Here is a 19,857-nt window from a genome sequence, read left to right as displayed (position 1 = left end):
ATCAAGTGAAACGGGGACAATCGTTAATTTATCTTTAGACATAGAGATGGCACCTCCTTAAAATTGATACCTTTATGGTACCGGAGGTGCCTGAATGAATATATGCGTTATTTGATTACGGGCTTACTTTAAATCATTACTTAAAAGCCGATCCAATAGAACAACAATAACTCACGTGCCACAATAGGTCACAAAGCCTCTACCCCGTTCATCGTCAGGTAGCTTGTACGCAAGCTGCTCGGCGCTGTAGGCGTAGGGGTTTTTTAATTGAGTAAGCAATTGTTGCAAGCTTGTGTCGTCCCCCATTAATTCCATATCGGTAATGGCACGCTCCACTAAATAATTGCGAGCAATAAATGCTGGGTTGGCTTGTTTCATTTTAGCTAAACCTTCCTCAGTCACTTGCGATGCCCATGCTTTATACCACTGGGTCATGCGCTCTGTTGTGCATAGGCTCGCGTCTTGCAGTGTTAATGCACGGAATGTTTCGGTAAAATCACGTTGCTCAGCTTCCATAATATTAAGTAGTGCGTGGATGAAGGCAGCGTCCGCTTGTGGTAAGCCAATTTTTGCACGAAAAACGTCAAGCCACGCCGCTTCATACGTAGGTCCGTATGCATTAATTGCCTGTTGTGCAAGCGCTAGTGCTTGTTGTTCGTCTTCTGCAAATAGTGGCAGTAAACATTCAACAAAACGTGCTAAGTTCCAACCGATAATTTGCGGTTGGTTATGATAGCTATAGCGCCCATTAGTATCAATCGAACTAAACACAGCATCGTGTTGGTAAACATCTAAAAACGCACAAGGTCCGTAATCAATTGTCTCACCTGCAATGCTTGTATTATCCGTATTCATTACACCGTGCACAAAGCCCACGCCTTGCCACTGGGCAACAAGTTTTGCCTGTGCTGTCATTACCGCATTAAAAAATTCGAGGTAACTCGTAGCTTGTGGGTAATGCCTTTTTATCGCATAGTCAGCTAATGCCTGTACATCGGCTAACTCACCGTAATGCCTCGCAAATTGAAACGTGCCGACACGAATATGACTAGCTGCCGTGCGTACAACAGCCGCTCCTTGTTGTATCGTGTCACGTACAACTTCGCGGCCTGTCGCGAGTACCGCCAAACTACGTGTTGTAGGGATTCCTAATCCGTGCATCGCTTCACTAATGATATATTCACGTAGCATCGGACCGAGCCCTGCTTGTCCATCGCCCCCACGCGAGTAAGGTGTACGCCCGCTCCCCTTTAATTGAACGTCTTGCCCCTCAGCCTCGCCGAGTAATATCGCACGCCCATCACCAAGCATTGTTAAATGACCAAACTGATGCCCCATATAACTCTGTGCAATTGTTTCTGTTGCAGGGTTAAAAAAATTTTGTGGTGCGATATTCAGTTGTTTGGCAAGCTGCTCATTCCAAATAATTGTTTTTGGTTCAATCGCCATTGGCCGTACGTACGAATAAAAAATTTGTGGTAATTTTGTATAGGTTGTTTGTTGCATAGCTATCGCCTCCTTGTTTAGAAAAGTATAACAAAAAACCTTGCATGCACGAAGCATACAAGGTTTCTACTTGCTTAATACATTTTCATGTATTGGTCACGTTCCCATTGATGAACGGTCGTACGATACATATCAAATTCAATATCTTTTGCTTCTTTAAAGTTAGCATAAATATGACGACCTAGTGCTTCTTGCGCTACTTTATCTTGAGATAATAATAATAATGCATCATCTAAGTTACCTGGTAAGCTACCAATACCATTTTCTTCGCGCTCTTCTTCTGTCATTACATAAATATTACGGTCAACCTCAGCTGGTGGCGTTAGTTCATTACGAATACCATCAAGTCCTGCTTCTAAAATAACCGCCATTGCAAGGTATGGATTAGCTGTTGGATCAACTGAACGCACTTCAATACGCGTTGATACACCGCGTGATGATGGAATACGTACTAATGGCGAACGGTTTTGACCTGACCAAGCAATATAGCAAGGCGCTTCATAGCCTGGTACTAAACGTTTATATGAGTTTACCGTTGGGTTTGTGATTGCTGTAAAACCTTTTACATGCTTTAAGACACCCGCCATAAATTGCATCGCTGTTTGTGATAAGCCCATTTCTGTTGATTCATCATAGAAGGCATTTTCTTTACCTTTAAATAATGAAACGTTAAAGTGCATACCTGATCCTGCTTCACCGTATAATGGTTTTGGCATAAATGTAGCATGCAAGCCGTGCTTACGCGCAATTGTTTTGACAACTAACTTAAACGTTTGGATGTTGTCACATGCTGTGATGGCATCCGCATATTTAAAGTCAATTTCGTGTTGACCTGGCGCAACCTCGTGGTGAGATGCTTCGATTTCAAAGCCCATCTCTTCAAGTTCAAGCACAATATCACGACGGCAGTTTTCGCCAAGGTCTGTCGGTGCTAAGTCAAAATAACCACCGTGGTCATTTACTTCTAATGTTGGCTCACCGCGTTCGTCTAATTTAAATAAGAAGAACTCTGGCTCTGGCCCAAGGTTAAAGTTCGTAAAGCCTAGGTCTTCCATCTTTTTAAGGATACGTTTTAAGTTATTACGTGGGTCCCCTGCGAAAGGCTCACCTTTAGCTGTATAAACATCACAAATGAAACGTGCCACTTTGCCTTTTTCTGCTGTCCAAGGGAACACCACGAAAGTATTTAAATCCGGGTATAAATACATATCTGACTCTTCGATACGTACGAAACCTTCGATAGATGATCCATCAAACATCATTTTATTATCTAACGCTTTGTCTAATTGACTTACGGGAATTTCTACGTTTTTAATCGTTCCTAAAATATCAGTAAATTGTAGGCGAATAAAGCTTACATTTTTCTCTTCAATCATCTTTTTAATATCTTCTTTTGTGTACTTCGGCATCCATTACCACTCTCCTAATAAAATCGTGACAAGTCCCCTCTTGTTGGGGATGTCCGTCCTAAACGTTGTGCGCGTAATCGTTCTTCGCGCATCATGCGACGTAGTTCCGCATCTTGTTGTTCTTGCTTTTGTTGTTCGGCGCGTAATTCAAATATTTTCTTAACACTCGCCATATTCATCTTATCTTCCACTAAATCCTTCACTTCAAACAATATATCCACATCATTTAATGAAAACTTACGTTGATTACCGTTTGTGCGTGCAGGTGTGATAAACCCTTGTTCTTCGTAGTAACGAATTTGCCTTGCGCTTAAATCCGTTAACTCCATCACCACACCTATCGATAATAGCGGCATTGAACGTCGAATCTCACTCGGCAAATCCATCACTTCCCTTCATCCCTACCTCTACTTTACAGAACAAAAAAGTAAGCGTCAAATGTATGTAAGCTTTTCTAACATCAAAAGTGGAAGGCAACGTCTAGCCTCGTACACTTTGGAGCACACGACAAGAAAGTTGCCCTTTACTTTCTTAGGCGTGGGTGAAAAGTGCAAGAGGCTGTTGCCTGCAACTAGATGACAAAAGTGGAAGCAAGCGCTTAACACCGAATTCTTTGGAGCAAGCAACGAGAAAATGCTCTTTATTTTCTTCGGTGCTTGTGAAAAGAGCGAGGTGGTGCTTGCTGTAACTAGATGACAAAAGCGGAAGGCAACGTTTAGCCTCGTACACTTTGGAGCACACGACAACATTCCATAAAAAAGAAGCACGCATTTAGCGTACTTCCTCGTTCATTTTTTGCACCGCACTACAAATCGCGAATTTAACGTGCTCATACGTTAAGCCACCTTGAATAAAAGCTGTATAAGGCGGACGAATTGGACCATCGGCTGTTAGTTCAATCGATGAGCCTTGAACAAATGTGCCTGCAGCCATAATCACATCATCCTCATAGCCTGGCATATAAGCAGGTACCGGTGCATAATGCGCGTTAACAGGTGAATTTGTTTGGATTTCTTGACAAAAAGCAATCATTTGCTCAGCTGTTTGGAATGATACCGATTGAATTAAATCCGTACGTACAGCGCTATAATGTGGCGCTGTCGTCATACCTAAATGCTCTAGCATTGCTGATGTGAAAATAGCACCCTTTAATGCTTGGGCTACCGTATGCGGCGCCATAAAGAAACCTTGATAAAAATCGCCTAATGTATTTAAGCTAGCGCCTGCTTCTGCACCAAGACCTGGTGCTGTCATACGATGCGCACAACGCTCAACAAGCGCTGCCTTACCCGCGATATAGCCGCCAATTTTCGCTAAGCCACCGCCTGGATTTTTAATTAATGAGCCTGCCATTAAATCAGCGCCTACCTCTGTCGGCTCCATTGTTTCGACAAACTCACCGTAGCAATTGTCGACAAAAATAATAGCATGCGGTGCAATTTCGCGGATACGCTCACACATCTGTGCAATTTGCGCTACCGTAAACGAAGGACGTAATGCGTAGCCCTTTGAACGTTGAATACCTATTACCTTAGTTTGCGGCGTCACAGCCTCGGCTACCCCCTGCCAGTCAATAGCATCGTCTAGTAAATCAATATGACGATAGCTAATACCGAAGTCTTTTAGGGAACCAATATCCTTGTCGCCACCATCTACAATCGAGTGTAGTGAATCATAAGGCTTCCCTGTAATATACATCAGTTCGTCGCCTGGACGTAGTACACCAAATAATGCGGTTGAAATCGCATGTGTACCTGAAATGATTTGTTGGCGTACGATGCAAGCTTCTGCACCAAATACTGTGGCATAAATGCGCTCTAAATTATCGCGCCCCTCATCATCATAGCCATAGCCATTCGATGGATTAAAGTGATAATCACTTACTTGATGTTTACGAAAAGCCGCAAGCACTTTTTGTTGGTTAAAAAATGCGCGGTCATCGACTGCTGTATGATAGTCTTTCACTTGTTCTTCAATTTCTTTTGCAAGCGCTAAGGTTTGCGGTGTTAAATGCGTTGTATACATTACGTAACTCTCCTCTTTTTTCATTCCTTTCTATCATAACAAAAAAACCTAAAGCTCGTTTGCTTTAGGTTTAAAATATAGGCCAACTTATGCCTTATTTTCACGATACTAGTCATTGTAAGTAATCGTTTGACTCGGTACAAAAGTTGAAATTGCATGCTTATAAATTAAATGTTGATTGTTTTCACTATCTTGTAGTAACACCGTAAAATTATCATACGACTTAATCGTTCCTTTTAGTTGAAAACCATTGAGTAAAAAGACAGTAACGAAGATTTCGTCTTTACGCATCTGATTTAACATCGTTTCTTGTAAATTACTCGTCATGCGCATAGCCCCCTCTTTCTATAGTTACTTTTCTTTACCACGTTCACACATTTACAAACAATATTTACGTTACTTGCAAGGGATTGATAAAAGTTATGTCCATTTTATTACGGAAATACGTCAGTTGCCTTTTGGCATAGCGACGAGAATTTTGCTTTAATGCCTCAAGAGCTTCCTGTTTTGTCATATGCCCATCGAAATAAGCATATAGTTCTTTATAACCGATGGCTTGTATCGCTTGCACATCTCGTATCCCTGCGTCATAAAGTGCACGCACTTCTTGTTCGAGCCCTAACGCCATCATGTGATCTACACGCGCATTAATGCGGTCATACAATACATCACGAGGCAAGTCTAAGCCAATAATTGTCGCATCATAAAGTGCAGTATTGCCTTGTTGCTTTGCTTCATCTGATTTAGTCGTACCTTGTTGTAACATTTCTAAAGCGCGAATCACGCGGCGTGTATTATTAGGATGGATTGTTGCCGCTGTTTGTGCATCTTGTGCTGCAAGTAAGTTATGCATATGTTGAGGACCTTTCGCTTCTAACATCGCATAAAGCTCCTGACGTAACGCCTCATCAATTTTTTGCTCAGTAAATCGAAAATCATAAAGAGCCGCTTGCACATATAAACCCGTGCCGCCTACAATAATAGGCTTTTTGCCACGCGCTGTAATTTCTTTAATTTTTTCGCGTGCGAGTTGTTGAAAATCAGCTACAGAAAAACTTTCCGTTGGTGCTAAAAAGCTAAGCAAGTGGTGCGGGATGCCTTCCATCTCTTCGGTTGTAATTTTAGCTGTACCAATATCTAACCCTCGGTACACTTGCATAGCGTCGCCGTTAATCACTTCACCGTCCAATGCTTTAGCAAGCGCAATGCTTAGTGCGGTCTTACCAGAAGCTGTAGGTCCTACAATCGCAACCACTTCTTTTGTTTTACATGTTTCCATCAATTCATTCATAATGTTGTAACCACCGTACGATCATGTGATACGTTGCATACTTATTTGCCTCGTTTAAAATCTCATGACGCTTTCCTTCCACAATATACGTACATACGTGTTGTATGCCGGCGCGCTCAAACTGCTCCGCTACGTGAAATACACCTTTTGTCGCATTACCGACGGCATCCTCACTACCGCTCATTAATAAAATCGGCAAGGTTTTAGGCACTTTTGCAATTTCTTGGGGCGTGCTTACCTCAACAATACCTGCCATGATATCCGCATAAAACTGTGTGGTTGCGGTAAAGCCGCACTGCTCATCTGCGATATATTTTTGCACTTCCGTCGGCTCTGTACATAACCAGTCATAAGGGGTTAAACGATTCGACACCGTTCGGCTAAAACTGCCAAAGCTTAGCTCATTTAGCAATGGGCTTGGCTGATCTTTACTACGCGAACAAGCCGGTAAAATTTGTCCCACACGGTGCTTAACTGTACCTTCACCTGTACCGATTAAAATAACATTCGCAACTTCATAGCGTTGGATATAGCTACGTGCGATAAAAGATCCCATACTATGACCGATAAGCTGTACAGGTGGTAGCTCTTTACCTTGTCGTACGGCAGTAATCACTTCGTGCACATCTATGACAACACGATGAAAGCCTCCGTGCGCAGCGAAATAGCCGTACTTGCCGTTACGCTGCGCTGTATTACCGTGCCCCCTATGGTCATGTAACGTTACATAATAGCCTTGTTGCTGTAAAAAAAGGGCCAACGATTCATAACGGCCACTATGCTCTGCCATGCCATGTAAAATATGCACATGACCGCGTATCGTACGCGGTTCATAGCACCGTACAAACACTTCATGCCCATCACTCATGCGTAGATATGTCAATGCTATCGCTCCTTTTTACTGAGGATATTTTGCTTCGTGTAAAGCAATAATTAACTCTTCATTAAATTGTTGGCGCTGTTTATCTGTGTAAGACAACTCTTTCGCCATGATGTCTAACACAGCGTCTTTATATTTAACGACAGTTGCGATATCAAAATATAACATCCCTGTACGGCGAATAAAGAAGTCGCTCGGTGTGTAGACCATTTCATGATAAATTGCATAAAGTAAACGCGCATGTAAGCAGCGTGGCAGTGCACCTTCCTGCACGTTGCGTAAATAGCGAAAAACATCATCTACATTTGTACCATACGTAGCAACTAACTGTTTTGCCGCTTCGTATGAAATTCCTAGACGCTCGCCTTCCTTGGCTTTATTACCGATATAACCTTGGAAGTTTTTAGCATTAATGCCATTCGCGCCTGAGAGTGGCAAGTGCTTCGTCGCACATTTTTGCGCATGTTTAAACTTATGCGTACGCACGACTTGGTCTACGATATCTTCAGCCATTTGGCGATAACCCGTCAGCTTTCCGCCCGCGATGGTCATTAAGCCACTTTTAGCTACCCAAATCTCATCTTTACGTGATATTTCAGAAGGATCTTTTCCTTCTTCGTAAATTAACGGGCGTACACCAGCCCACGTAGACTCTACATCTTCATGCCCCACGCGAACTTGCGGGAACATAAAGTGAATCGTTTCTAATAAATAACTCACATCTTCACGCGTAGCAATAGGATGCATCGGGTCCTTATCATAAAACGTATCTGTCGTACCTACATACGCTTTACCATCACGCGGGATAGCAAACACCATACGACCATCAGGTGTGTCAAAGTAAATCGCTTGTCGCAGTGGAAATACCGTTTGATCAATGACAATATGCACGCCTTTTGTTAGACGCAGCTGTTTATTATTCGCCACTTGGTCGCGCTTGCGCACATCATCTACCCAAGGACCAGCAGCGTTAATAACTTGCGTAGCGCTAATGGTAAACGTGTCGTCTGTTAATTTGTCGAGAACTTCAACGCCAACAACACGACGCTTTTTGTCATACATAAAATTTTGCGCTTTCGCATAGTTTAAACATAATGCTTGATACGCTACTGCTTTTTTTAGCACTTCGATTGTTAATCGCGCATCATCTGTGCGGTATTCTACATAATAGCCACCACCACGCATATCTTGCTCTTTTAATAAAGGTTCGAGCTGTAAGGTTTGCTTCTTCGTAAGCATCGTACGGCGCTCTTCCTTTTTAACACGCGCTAGGCGATCATACACTTTTAGTGCAATCGAGGTAGCTAAAGGCCCATACGTACCTTTTTTATAAAGCGGAAGTAACATATGTTCAGGCGTCGTAATATGCACACCGTTGTTATACACAATTTCACGTTCACGTCCTACTTCTGCTACAACGTCCACTTCTAAATTTTTTAAATAGCGTAGCCCACCGTGTACGAGTTTTGTCGAACGACTCGATGTACCTGCAGAAAAATCTTGCATCTCAACTAAAGCGACAGAGAGCCCACGCGAAGCAGCATCAAGTGCAATACCTGCTCCTGTAATCCCACCGCCAATCACGACGACATCAAAATGATAGTTTGTCATTAACTGTTTAATTTTAGAGCGTTCTTTATAGGAAAACATTGTATTTCCTCCTTTTATTTAAACATACGTGTCGCGGCTACTGCTTTTTGCCAACCGTGGTAGCGCACAGCCATTTGCTGTTCTGTCATATGAGGGTGGTATACCTCACCCTGCGCCCATAGCGCACGTATCTCCTGTAAGTTTGTCCAGTATCCTGTAGCAAGGCCTGCTAAGTACGCCGCGCCTAGCGCCGTTGATTCGTTCAGTTTAGCAAGCTCTACTTCAATTTGTAACATATCGCTTTGAAACTGCATTAAAAAGGCATTTTGTACAGCGCCGCCGTCCACACGTAGTGCTTCAATCGGAATACCTGCAGCTTCTTCCATAGCATGGAGTACATCTTTCGTTTGGTAAGCGAGTGACTCTACAGTAGCGCGAATAAAATGTTCTTTTGTTGTGCCGCGCGTTAAACCAAACATCGCGCCCCTTGCATCCGTGTCCCAATAAGGCGTGCCTAAGCCGACAAAAGCCGGCACCATATAAACACCGTCTGTATCTTTTACTTTCTTCGCATACGCTTCACTATCTTTCGCATGTTTAATCATGCGTAAACCATCTCTTAACCACTGTATAGCCGAACCCGCTACGAACACACTACCTTCAAGGGCATATGTCACCTCATCATCAATGCCCCAAGCAATCGTCGTTAATAAACCATTTTCAGAGGTAACAGCTTCTGTACCTGTATTGAAGAGCATAAAGCAACCTGTACCGTAAGTATTTTTGGCCATGCCCTTATCAAAACAAGTTTGACCGAAAAGCGCAGCTTGTTGATCTCCCGCCGCACCTGCAATCGGCACAGCTGCACCGAAAAATACAGCTGGGTCTGTTTTAACATATACTTCTGAGGAATTACGAACTTCTGGCAACATCGTCATCGGTATCGTCAACAATTCACATAACGTTTCATCCCACTTGCGGTCATGTATATTATAAAGCATTGTTCGCGAAGCATTAGAATAATCCGTAACGTGAGCTTTACCATTTGATAACTTCCAAATCAGCCAGCTGTCAATCGTCCCAAATAATAAATCACCTGCTTCTGCACGTTCACGTACACCTTCAACATGGTCTAATAACCACTTTACTTTTGTACCTGAAAAATACGGATCAAGACGCAATCCTGTTTTTTGTTGAATTAACGTCTCATGCCCATCTTCTCTTAACTGATTGACAATGTCTTGCGTTTGGCGCGACTGCCACACAATCGCATTATACACAGGAATACCTGTATGCTTATCCCAAACGACTGTCGTTTCACGTTGATTGGTAATGCCAATCGCATGCACTTGCTCAGGTTCAATTTTACTCTCGGTTAGCACGCTCGCAATGACAGATAATACCGAACCCCAAATTTCAAGCGCGTTATGTTCTACCCAGCCAGTTTGCGGAAAGTATTGTTTAAACTCGCGTTGTACCGTATGCACAATTTCGCCTTTTTTATTGAATAAAATAGCACGAGAACTCGTCGTCCCTTGGTCTATCGCTAATACGTATGTTTTCATGTCACTCCCCCTTACATAATACGTTTGAACATTTTCTCTACATCGGTCGTACTGAAGTGAATCAATACAGGGCGACCATGCGGGCACGTGAAAGGATGCTCGGCCTGTCGCAAATCTTCTAGTAATTGCGTCATCTGCTGTTGCGTTAAACTATGATTGGCTTTAATCGAACCTTTACAGCTCATCATAATCGCCGCTTCTTCGCGCAATTTTTTTATATCTACTTTTTTAGTACGCAATACTTGTTCAATAAGCCCTTCGATATTTTCTTTTGCCTCATCCTGTGGCATCCATGTCGGGTACTCGCGCACTACAAAAGAATGTTGACCAAAAGGCTCTAAAAACACCCCTACTTGTTCGAGTAACGTAGCGTGCTCTTTTACGATTGTCGCCTCATCCGCTGCATAATGAAATGTTAACGGAAGTAATAAAGATTGGCGTTCACTCGCATTGACCTCACCTACTTTATCACGGTAATACTCATACTTAATGCGCTCTTGTGCGGCGTGTTGGTCAATTAAATAAAAGCCATCCTCCATTTGAGCTACGATGTAAGTGCCGTGAATTTGCCCTACAATTTCAAGTTGAGGTAGCACTTCTTTTTTTGCAGGTGGCGCAATAAACGGCTCATGAGTAATGGTATCGCTCGTTTTCTCACTAGGCGATGGTTGCGGTGGATTATATACCCACGCCACTTCTTCAGGCTCTTCTACTATAGGGCGCTCATACACATTTTGTGGTTGCCACAACGATACTTGTTCACTCGCTAGTTTAGGTGCTTTTTTTGCAGGCTCTACATGTGGCACTCGACTGGCCGCTTGCAATGCACTACGCAGCGTTGCCGTAATGAGTGCTAGCAATTCTTTTTCTTTACTTAAGCGAATTTGGTGCTTAGCAGGATGCACGTTTACATCCGTTAACTGCGGGTCACTTTCAATATACAATGCCACAATAGGAAAGCGATTAATCGGTAAAAAGGTATGATACGCCTCGATAATCGCGTGTTGCATCATATAATGCTTTACCCATCTATGATTCACAAAAAACGACATATAATTTTTTGAAGCGCGTGTTACTTCAGGTAATGTGGCATAACCTGAAATTTTATAATCGCTCGTTTCACCAGCAAAATGAATCATTTTTTTAGCATTAGCTACCCCGTAAATTGCTGCTAACACTTGTGGTATATCGCCACGGCCGTTCGTACGTAGTTGCTCATGGTCATTATGCACAAGACGAAACGCAATCTGCGGGTTACTTAATGCTAAACGGTTAAGTAGATCCATAATATGACTTAGCTCGGTTTGGATAGTCTTCATATATTTTAAACGCGCTGGCGTATTATAAAAGAGCTGGCTTACGGTCATCGTTGTACCTTGACGTGCCGCAGCAGGCTCATTAACAAGCACCTTGCCACCTTCTAATACAAGTCGCGTACCAACTTCGCCAGTAGATGTGATGAGCTCTACCTTTGCCACAGAAGCAATAGAAGCGAGTGCCTCGCCTCTAAAACCTAGTGTACGAATACGGAATAAATCATGCTCATCATGAATTTTAGACGTGGCATGGCGCATAAAGCAGTGCTTCGCATCCTCTTGATCCATACCGCGTCCATTATCAATCACTTGAATCGATAATAAACCCGCTTCCTGTAAAAACACCTCAATAGATGTACTCCCAGCATCAATGGCGTTCTCGATTAACTCTTTAACAACTGAAGCTGGGCGTTCCACTACTTCCCCAGCTGCAATACGGTTAGAGAGCCATTCGTCCATAATTTGAATTGAGCCCATGCGTCTCACCTCATTTTTTTAATTGTTGTTGTAGTGCATATAATAAATTCATTGCCTCCATTGGCGTTGACGTAATTAAATTAGCTTGTTGTAACTGCTTAAGTACCTTTCGCTCAGCTGATGTTGGCTCATCCGCAAATAAACTAAGCTGTGCAACGGGTTCAGCTACTTGTTCAATGATTGGTGTGCTGACAGCAGGTTGCTCCTCAAAGCTCATAAGCAGTTCATTGGCACGTGTAATAATGGCAGTTGGCAGTTGAGCAAGCTCCGCGACATGAATACCGTAGGATTTATCTGCAGCCCCACGTTTTACTTTGTGTAAAAATACGACTTTACCGTCTTGCTCAGCTGCAGTCACGTGTACATTTTGCAATCTCGTTAATGCTTGGTCTAGTGTTGTTAACTCATGGTAATGCGTAGAGAATAACGTGTTAGCCCCAATCTCATTATGGATATACTCCATCATCGCCTGCGCTAAAGCCATACCATCATACGTTGAAGTTCCTCGCCCAATCTCGTCAAATAATAACAAGCTACGTGCTGTTGCATTCGCAATGGCATGTTGTGACTCTAACATTTCGACCATAAAGGTTGATTGTCCTTGCGCTAAATCATCCGCAGCACCAATACGGGTAAAAATTTGGTCGACAATCGGTAACTTTGCCTCGCTTGCAGGCACATAGCATCCCATTTGCGCCATTACTGTAATTAAAGCTACCTGACGCATATACGTACTCTTACCCGACATATTAGGTCCTGTAATAAGCATCATATTTTCTTGTTCGGTTAATAAACAATCATTTGGTACATACGAATCCTTGTTCAGCATTTTTTCGACAACTGGGTGACGCCCATCTTTAATAAGTAAGGCTTTGCCCTCATGGAAAGTAGGTCGCACAAAACGATAATTATCCGAAACTTGAGCAAAGCTCATAAGTACATCAAGCTCACTCAATGCAGATGCTAACTTTTGAAGACGCGGAATGTAAGCATTTAATTTTTCGCGCAGTGCTACAAAAAGGTCATACTCTAAGGATAAACTTTCTTCTTCCGCATTTAAAATTAATGCCTCTTTTTCTTTTAACTCGTCTGTAATATAGCGCTCACAATTTGCAAGCGTCTGTTTGCGTTCATAGCGTGTAAGATCAGCTAAATGAATATTCGATTTTGTAATTTCAATATAATAGCCAAAAATGCGATTATAACCAATTTTTAAGTTTTTAATCCCCGTCCGCTCACGTTCCTTGAGCTCAAGTTGCGCTAACCAGTCCTTACCGTTACGTGAGGCATCACGTAGCTCATCAAGGCGTGCATGATAGCCATCTCGAATCACATCGCCTTCCTTAATACTAATGGGCGGGTGGTCTGTAACGGCAGCTGCTAATAATTGCTCCACATCCACACAAGTATCAAGTTGCTCCCCTAACGCGCGTAGACTATCATAACCAGCATTGATTAATTGGTCTTGAATAAACGGCACTTGACGCAATGAATCACGAAGTTGCGCGACATCACGTCCACCTACACTACCCATCGCCACACGCCCTGCCAAACGCTCTAAATCATACACTTGCTTAAGCATCGCTTGTAACTCCGCACGTACAAAAAAGCCGTCCAGTAAATCACTCACTATTTGCAAGCGGGCTTCGATTAAATGCTGTGTAGCTAAAGGTTCATGTAGCCATTGCTTAAGTTTACGTGCTCCCATTGATGTTGCAGTGTCATCTAATAACCACAGTAACGTTCCTTTTGTATCATTACCACGAATGGACTGGATTAGCTCAAGGTTACGTTTAGACGAGGCATCAATGCGTAAATGATTGGCTGTTTCTTCGTAACGAAAATCTTGAATATGCGCGAGTGCACGCATTTGTGTACGCTCAATATAGCGTAATAATCTACCACAACTCGTATGTAGCGCCTTCGGAATATGAGGATACGCTTGCTCCTTAACTTCATCTTCTACCGACAGGGTAATACCAAGTTGCGCAGTTAATGGTGACATAACAGCAGTCAAATGTTCAGGTACAATCACTTCCTTAATGCCATAAGATTGAAGTTGTAGCACTAAAGCGCGTGCCTCGCCCTCTACCGTTGATACAATTGCCTCGCCCGTCGCCATATCTAAATAGGCATAGCTAAAGCCCGTATCAATTGGGTCAGCCGCTGCAATGAAGTGATTACTTTTACCGTCTACTGTCTTTCCTTCTGTTAGTGTCCCTGGCGTAATTAACTGCACGACTTCACGGCGCACAACACCCTTGGCATGCTTTGGATCTTCAGTTTGCTCACAGATGGCCACCTTATATCCTTTTTGTACTAAAGTTTCAATATAGTTTTGTGCAGAGTGATGCGGCACACCACACATAGGAATACGCTCTTTACTACCAGCATCACGGCTCGTCAATGTAATTTCTAAAATTTGTGATGCGCGCGTTGCATCCGTAAAAAATAATTCATAAAAATCGCCTAAGCGGAAAAATAAAAAGGCATCTTCATACTCCGCCTTAATCGTTAAATATTGTTGCATCATTGGGGTATAGGTCATTGTCATTTCTCTCCTGTTTCAAAATTACGTATGCTTATTATAACAAACAAAAAATGCGAATCGAACATATCGCTCGACTCGCATTTATTTTATGAGCAGCTGCCGCTCTTATTTTCTACGTATGAACCTGTTTCGCCGCGCAGTACATCGCCGCCTGTTGATTCAACGATTTCGTTCGTTACATGGTTCGCAATGGTATTTGACACTAATTGTAATAATTCATTAACGTCCATTTGCGTCATTTTAAACTGTTGTACGACTGGCACTTCATTAATTTCATTTTCGATTTGCTCAATTTTACTTTCGATTACCTTCACGCCACGCTCTTTACCAAGGTGTTCAAAGTTAACCGCTTGTTTTTGCAGTGCTTTTAAGCTTTCAATTTTTTCACGAACCATTTGGTTTTCGTTAATTTTAGCTTCTGCTGCTTTAAAAATTTCGACTTGCTCTGTATTGGCAATCATATGTGCGATTTCGCGTGCTTTAATAATTAAATCATCTTTAGTGTATAATTTTGTCATTGTTAGTTACCACCTTTTATTTAATAAACTCGCCTACGAGGGAGTGTGATTTTGCTTCAATAATTTTTACTGTTACTAATTTGCCAACGCTATCTGCAGGCCCTTCGAAGTTAACGAGACGATTTTTACGTGTATAGCCCGCTAATACATCATCGCGGCGCTTACTGCTTCCTTCAACTAATACTTCGATCTCCGTACCGACTAACTTTTCTAACGCTTTTGCCGAGTACTCACGCACCACTTCGTTTAGACGGTCAAGACGTTGCTTTTTAACGTCATCCGGTACATTATCTTGCATTTTAGCAGCTGGCGTACCTTCACGCGCAGAGTAAATGTACGTATAAGCCATTTCAAAGCCAACTTCGCGGTAAAGCGATAACGTTTCTTCAAACTGCTCTTCTGTTTCATTTGGGTAGCCTACAATAATATCCGTTGTTAAAGCCACATCTGGGATAGCTGTCTTAATTTTATCTACCAATTGTAAAAAATGCTCGCGCGTATATTTACGTGCCATAATTTTTAAAATTTCATTAGAGCCTGACTGTACAGGTAAATGGATATGCTCTACAAGGTTACCTTTTTGCGCAAGCACCTCAATTAAATAATCATCGAAATCACGTGGATGACTTGTGGTAAAACGGATACGCGGAATATCAATTGTGCTTAACTCTTTCATTAAATCGCCAAGACCATATGTTATGTCGTCAAAGTCTTTACCGTAAGCGTTAACATTTTGACCGAGCAACATAATTTCTTGATAGCCCTCTGCTGCTAAGCTACGCACTTCTTGAATAATTTCCTCAGGACGACGACTACGTTCCTTACCTCGTGTATAAGGTACGATGCAATACGTACAAAACTTATCGCAACCATACATAATATTAACCCAAGCTTTAATTGAACCAAGGCGTTTTTTAGGTAGGTTTTCGATAACGTCGCCCTCTTTTGACCATACTTCAACGACCATTTCTTTTGATAAATACGCTTCTTTTAAAATTGTCGGTAAGCGGTGAATATTATGCGTGCCAAAAACCATATCGACGTGCTGGTATTGTTTTAAAATACGTTTAACGACGTTTTCCTCTTGGGACATACAGCCACACACACCAATTAACATATTTGGATTTTTGCGCTTATATTTTAATAGGAAACCTAGCTCACCAAATACTTTGTTTTCGGCGCCTTCACGAATGGCGCATGTATTAAGTAATACAATATCCGATTCCTCAATATTTTCGGTTGGCTCATAGCCAAGCGCCATAAAAATACCTGCCATCACCTCAGTATCATGCTCATTCATTTGACAACCGTACGTTCGGATATAAAATTTACGTCCTACGCCCATATTGGCAAATTGCTCATCAATTTCAAAGTCTTTATGGTATTTTACGTCTTCTTTACCGCGCTTTTTCGCTTCTTTTAGTGAAGGAGCGGTAAACACTTGCTCAAAATATTTACTATAATCCTTTGCAGGTTGTTTATCTTTTTTGATTTGCTGACTCGCTAATCGTTGTTCTTCATTCATTACGTAATGAAACTCCTTTCGAGCTAAATTCGTCACGACGAATTCTCATTGTTCCATTATAGCGAACTCCACCGTAGTAGGACAACTACAACAAAGCATTTTAGCGATTTAACGATATAAGAAGGTCACATACTCGTCACGCTCATTCTCTTTTAAAATCGTAAGAAACGTTACGGCATATTGCACACAACGCCACCAATCTAATTGATAACGAGCAGAAAACTGCTGTGGCTGAAAGTAAAACACATCATAAAAGACGTCTCTCGGTTCAAGTTCACGCTCATATAAATGATGTAAATAAGCTAGAAATTCCGTATGGTTATGTATGCGTAGTGAACCTTCTACAATTAATGCATCGATTTCATCGGGTTGATTAAAATTACAGTTATGCGCAATATGTTGTTGTAATTGCTTTTCTTGCCTTAGTTTCGCAAGCGATATAATTTCTGCCATCTTGATCACCTCGTTCAATCGCATTGTATCACAAATGAAAAGGACCGCCTATTTGGACGGTCCTTGCATTTACATAAATTCTTTTACAAGCGCATTAAATTTATCTTCGCCTAACGCTAAATCAGATGCTGATAGTGCATCCTCTGCGTAACGGTCCACTTTCTTTTGATAAGAAGGTGTTTCTGTATCTTGATAAATAATACCTGTCAGCCAGCCATCATGTTCCATTACCGTTTTCATTGCTTGCTCACGGTTGCTCGGGTCGTAGCCTTCAATATCAGACAGTTTTGTTAAGTTTTCTTTAAACCATTCATACGTATTTACCTTATTGTATGTTACGCATGGGCTAAAGACGTTAATGAAAGCAAAGCCTTCATGTTTAATACCCGCTTCAATAATGGCTGTCAGCTCTTTAATGTCTGTAGAGAAGCTCTGTGCAACAAATGTAGCGCCTGTTGTTAAAGCAAGTTCTAATGGTTTAACTGCTGGCTCAATTGCACCCTCTGGCGTTGATTTTGTTACAAAACCTGCCTCTGAACGCGGTGAAGTTTGTCCCTTTGTTAAACCATAAATTTGGTTATCCATAATAATATATGTTAAATCTAAGTTACGACGTAATCCGTGCACAGTGTGACCCATACCAATCGCAAAGCCATCACCGTCACCACCAGAAGCAATAACGTTTAAGTTACGGTTAGCCATTTTTAAACCTTGCGCAATTGGTAATGCGCGACCATGAATACCATGGAAGCCGTAAGAATTAATATAACCCGAAATACGTCCTGAACAGCCGATACCTGAAATAACTGCTAGCTCATGCGGCTCAATACCAACATTTGCTGCTGCACGTTGAATGGCTGCTTGGACAGAAAAGTCGCCACAGCCCGGACACCAGTTAGGCTTGACATTATTACGAAAATCTTTAAATGTTGCCATTACTTAAGCAGCTCCTTCACTTTAGTTTCGATTTCACCTGGTAAGAATGGTGTACCATCGTATTTATTAATTGTTGTAATTTTATTATGACCGCCCACATTCATTTTCATAATGTTCGCAAGCTGTCCTGTATAGTTATTTTCCACAACGACTACTTTTTTAGCTTTATCCATTAGCACTTGCATTTCCTCTACAGGGAATGGGTGAATTAAACGCACCTGTGCATGGTTCACTTTCATACCTTGATCGTTAAGGCGTTCAAGTGCTTCGTCAATCGCTCCGCGTGTTGAGTTAAAGCCTACTACTAATACATCCGCATCTTCATGTTCTGTACGCGCGTAAATCGGTTCTTTAAAGTTTATCGCATCTAATTTGCGGAAACGTTTTTCCATTTGTGCTGCACGATTTGACGGTGCCTCTGAAGGTTTACCTGTCTCATCATGCTCAACACCTGTCACATGGTGAATACCGTGCTCTACACCAGGAATAACACGTGGTGACACACCATCTTCTGTCACAGCATAACGCTTAAAGTACGCTTTATCTACTTCAGGTGCTTCCACGTTATCTACGAGGTTACCACGACGAATTTCCACTTTACTATAATCAAATGGTTCTACAGTTTGCTTACCTAGAGCAAGTTGTAAATCCGTTAAAATAATAACAGGTAATTGTAATTCTTCTGCAATGTTAAACGCTTGAATAGTATCATAAAATGCTTCTTCTGCTGTCGATGGTGCAATAACAACTTTCGGAATTTCTCCGTGTGTACCATACAGCATCGCCATTAAATCGGATTGCTCTTGCTTTGTTGGTAAGCCCGTAGATGGACCACCACGCTGTGTATCTACAATAACAAGCGGTTGCTCTGTCATACCTGAAAGACCAATAGCCTCCATCATTAATGAGAGACCTGGACCTGCTGAAGCTGTAAACGAACGTACGCCGCCGTAGTTAGCACCAATTGCCATTGTCGCCGCTGCAATTTCGTCTTCCGTTTGAATAACAGCGCCGCCAACCTCTGGTAATTTATCAATTAAATATTCCATAATTTCGGACGCTGGTGTAATTGGGTAAGCTGCCATAAATCGTACACCTGCTGCTAATGCGCCAAGCGCTACAGCATCGTTACCAATCATAAACATACGGTGCTTGCCATCCGCTTGCACAAGCTCCCATTCACCAACACGGTCGCCTAATAGCTCATTCATTACTGCATGACCTTGAGCGATTGCTTCCATATTTTTTTGAACAACGACTTCACCTTTGCGTCCGAAAATTTCGTCTACTACGCTTTGGAATACTTCGTCCTCTAAATTAAGTAATGAAGCCGTTGCACCGATAGCTACCATGTTTTTCATAAGCGATGTGCCTAAATCTGTAGCGATTTCTGTAAATGGCACTGCAAACAGTGGTGCTTGACAATCTTCTGGTGATACAGGATTAAACTTCGCATCCGCTAAAATGATACCATTAGCTGCTAGCTCTTTATAGTTTACGTCAATTGTTTCTTGGTCAAATGCAACTAAAATATTTAAATCATCTGTAATCGCACGCACTTCTGTAGCGCGAACTGTAATTTTATTATTTGTGTGGCCACCTTTAATACGTGAAGAGAAATGGCGGTAACCATAAAGGAAGTAACCTAAACGATTCATTGCCATTGAGAAGATTTCGCCTGTACTCTCAATACCTTCACCTTGCTGCCCACCGACTTTCCATGAAAGCTGATGTAACAATAGTAACAACTCCTTAACTGTTATCTTATATACTTTTCCTACACAAGTTTACCATGAAGTAACTCATCTCACTATT

16 protein-coding genes are annotated in these 19,857 nt (G+C 42.0%); all 16 read right to left on the bottom strand.

Features of this window, described 5'->3' with window-relative positions; genetic code table 11:
* Window positions 1-171: 171 nt before the first annotated feature.
* Window positions 172-1,506 (bottom strand): protein adenylyltransferase SelO, encoded by a 1,335-nt coding sequence (locus DDE80_RS01280; protein WP_108305875.1) that lies wholly within the window; start codon window positions 1,504-1,506, stop codon window positions 172-174.
* Window positions 1,507-1,580: 74 nt separating this feature from the next.
* Window positions 1,581-2,915 (bottom strand): type I glutamate--ammonia ligase, encoded by a 1,335-nt coding sequence (glnA, locus tag DDE80_RS01275; RefSeq protein ID WP_108305874.1) that lies wholly within the window; start codon window positions 2,913-2,915, stop codon window positions 1,581-1,583.
* Window positions 2,916-2,929: 14 nt separating this feature from the next.
* On the bottom strand, window positions 2,930-3,295 hold the full coding sequence (locus DDE80_RS01270) for a MerR family transcriptional regulator (protein ID WP_108305890.1): 366 nt from the start codon (window positions 3,293-3,295) through the stop codon (window positions 2,930-2,932).
* A 391-nt stretch (window positions 3,296-3,686) separates the two neighbouring features.
* Window positions 3,687-4,940, bottom strand: a complete 1,254-nt coding sequence (locus tag DDE80_RS01265) for a methionine gamma-lyase family protein (RefSeq protein ID WP_201261474.1) — start codon at window positions 4,938-4,940, stop codon at window positions 3,687-3,689.
* A 108-nt stretch (window positions 4,941-5,048) separates the two neighbouring features.
* Window positions 5,049-5,273 carry an RNA chaperone Hfq gene (hfq, locus tag DDE80_RS01260; protein WP_108305872.1) on the bottom strand — a complete coding sequence of 75 codons (225 nt, stop codon included), beginning with the start codon at window positions 5,271-5,273 and terminating at the stop codon, window positions 5,049-5,051.
* A gap of 58 nt (window positions 5,274-5,331) precedes the next feature.
* A complete protein-coding gene (gene miaA, locus DDE80_RS01255) occupies window positions 5,332-6,231 on the bottom strand; it encodes a tRNA (adenosine(37)-N6)-dimethylallyltransferase MiaA (protein ID WP_427901785.1) in 900 nt (299 codons plus the stop codon).
* Window positions 6,224-7,114 (bottom strand): alpha/beta fold hydrolase, encoded by an 891-nt coding sequence (locus DDE80_RS01250; protein WP_235612238.1) that lies wholly within the window; start codon window positions 7,112-7,114, stop codon window positions 6,224-6,226. The genes miaA and DDE80_RS01250 overlap by 8 nt, the downstream gene beginning before the upstream one ends.
* 15 nt (window positions 7,115-7,129) lie before the next feature.
* The gene (locus tag DDE80_RS01245; RefSeq protein WP_108305871.1) at window positions 7,130-8,761 is read right to left on the bottom strand and encodes a glycerol-3-phosphate dehydrogenase/oxidase; all 1,632 of its coding nucleotides are present in this window, start codon (window positions 8,759-8,761) and stop codon (window positions 7,130-7,132) included.
* 14 nt (window positions 8,762-8,775) lie between these two features.
* Entirely contained in the window at window positions 8,776-10,266 is a 1,491-nt protein-coding gene (glpK, locus tag DDE80_RS01240) for a glycerol kinase GlpK (RefSeq protein ID WP_108305870.1), read from the bottom strand.
* A gap of 11 nt (window positions 10,267-10,277) precedes the next feature.
* Complete coding sequence (gene mutL / locus DDE80_RS01235) at window positions 10,278-12,059, bottom strand: DNA mismatch repair endonuclease MutL (protein ID WP_108305869.1); 1,782 nt, start codon at window positions 12,057-12,059, stop codon at window positions 10,278-10,280.
* Between the two features lie 10 nt (window positions 12,060-12,069).
* Entirely contained in the window at window positions 12,070-14,613 is a 2,544-nt protein-coding gene (gene mutS, locus DDE80_RS01230; protein ID WP_108305868.1) for a DNA mismatch repair protein MutS, read from the bottom strand.
* Between the two features lie 83 nt (window positions 14,614-14,696).
* Window positions 14,697-15,128 carry a YlbF/YmcA family competence regulator gene (locus DDE80_RS01225; RefSeq protein WP_108305867.1) on the bottom strand — a complete coding sequence of 144 codons (432 nt, stop codon included), beginning with the start codon at window positions 15,126-15,128 and terminating at the stop codon, window positions 14,697-14,699.
* Between the two features lie 16 nt (window positions 15,129-15,144).
* Complete coding sequence (gene miaB / locus DDE80_RS01220) at window positions 15,145-16,653, bottom strand: tRNA (N6-isopentenyl adenosine(37)-C2)-methylthiotransferase MiaB (protein ID WP_108305866.1); 1,509 nt, start codon at window positions 16,651-16,653, stop codon at window positions 15,145-15,147.
* 108 nt (window positions 16,654-16,761) lie between these two features.
* Complete coding sequence (locus DDE80_RS01215) at window positions 16,762-17,106, bottom strand: 2-oxoglutarate ferredoxin oxidoreductase subunit beta (protein ID WP_108305865.1); 345 nt, start codon at window positions 17,104-17,106, stop codon at window positions 16,762-16,764.
* A 69-nt stretch (window positions 17,107-17,175) separates the two neighbouring features.
* Window positions 17,176-18,042, bottom strand: a complete 867-nt coding sequence (locus DDE80_RS01210) for a 2-oxoacid:ferredoxin oxidoreductase subunit beta (RefSeq protein WP_108305864.1) — start codon at window positions 18,040-18,042, stop codon at window positions 17,176-17,178.
* Window positions 18,042-19,781 (bottom strand): 2-oxoacid:acceptor oxidoreductase subunit alpha, encoded by a 1,740-nt coding sequence (locus tag DDE80_RS01205; protein ID WP_108305863.1) that lies wholly within the window; start codon window positions 19,779-19,781, stop codon window positions 18,042-18,044. The genes DDE80_RS01210 and DDE80_RS01205 overlap by 1 nt, the downstream gene beginning before the upstream one ends.
* Window positions 19,782-19,857: the final 76 nt, after the last annotated feature.

Source organism: Metalysinibacillus jejuensis (assembly GCF_003057615.1).
Taxonomy (GTDB): domain Bacteria; phylum Bacillota; class Bacilli; order Bacillales_A; family Planococcaceae; genus Metalysinibacillus; species Metalysinibacillus jejuensis.
Note: the sequence above shows the minus strand (reverse complement) of the source record. Positions and strands in the feature narration are given on the sequence as shown.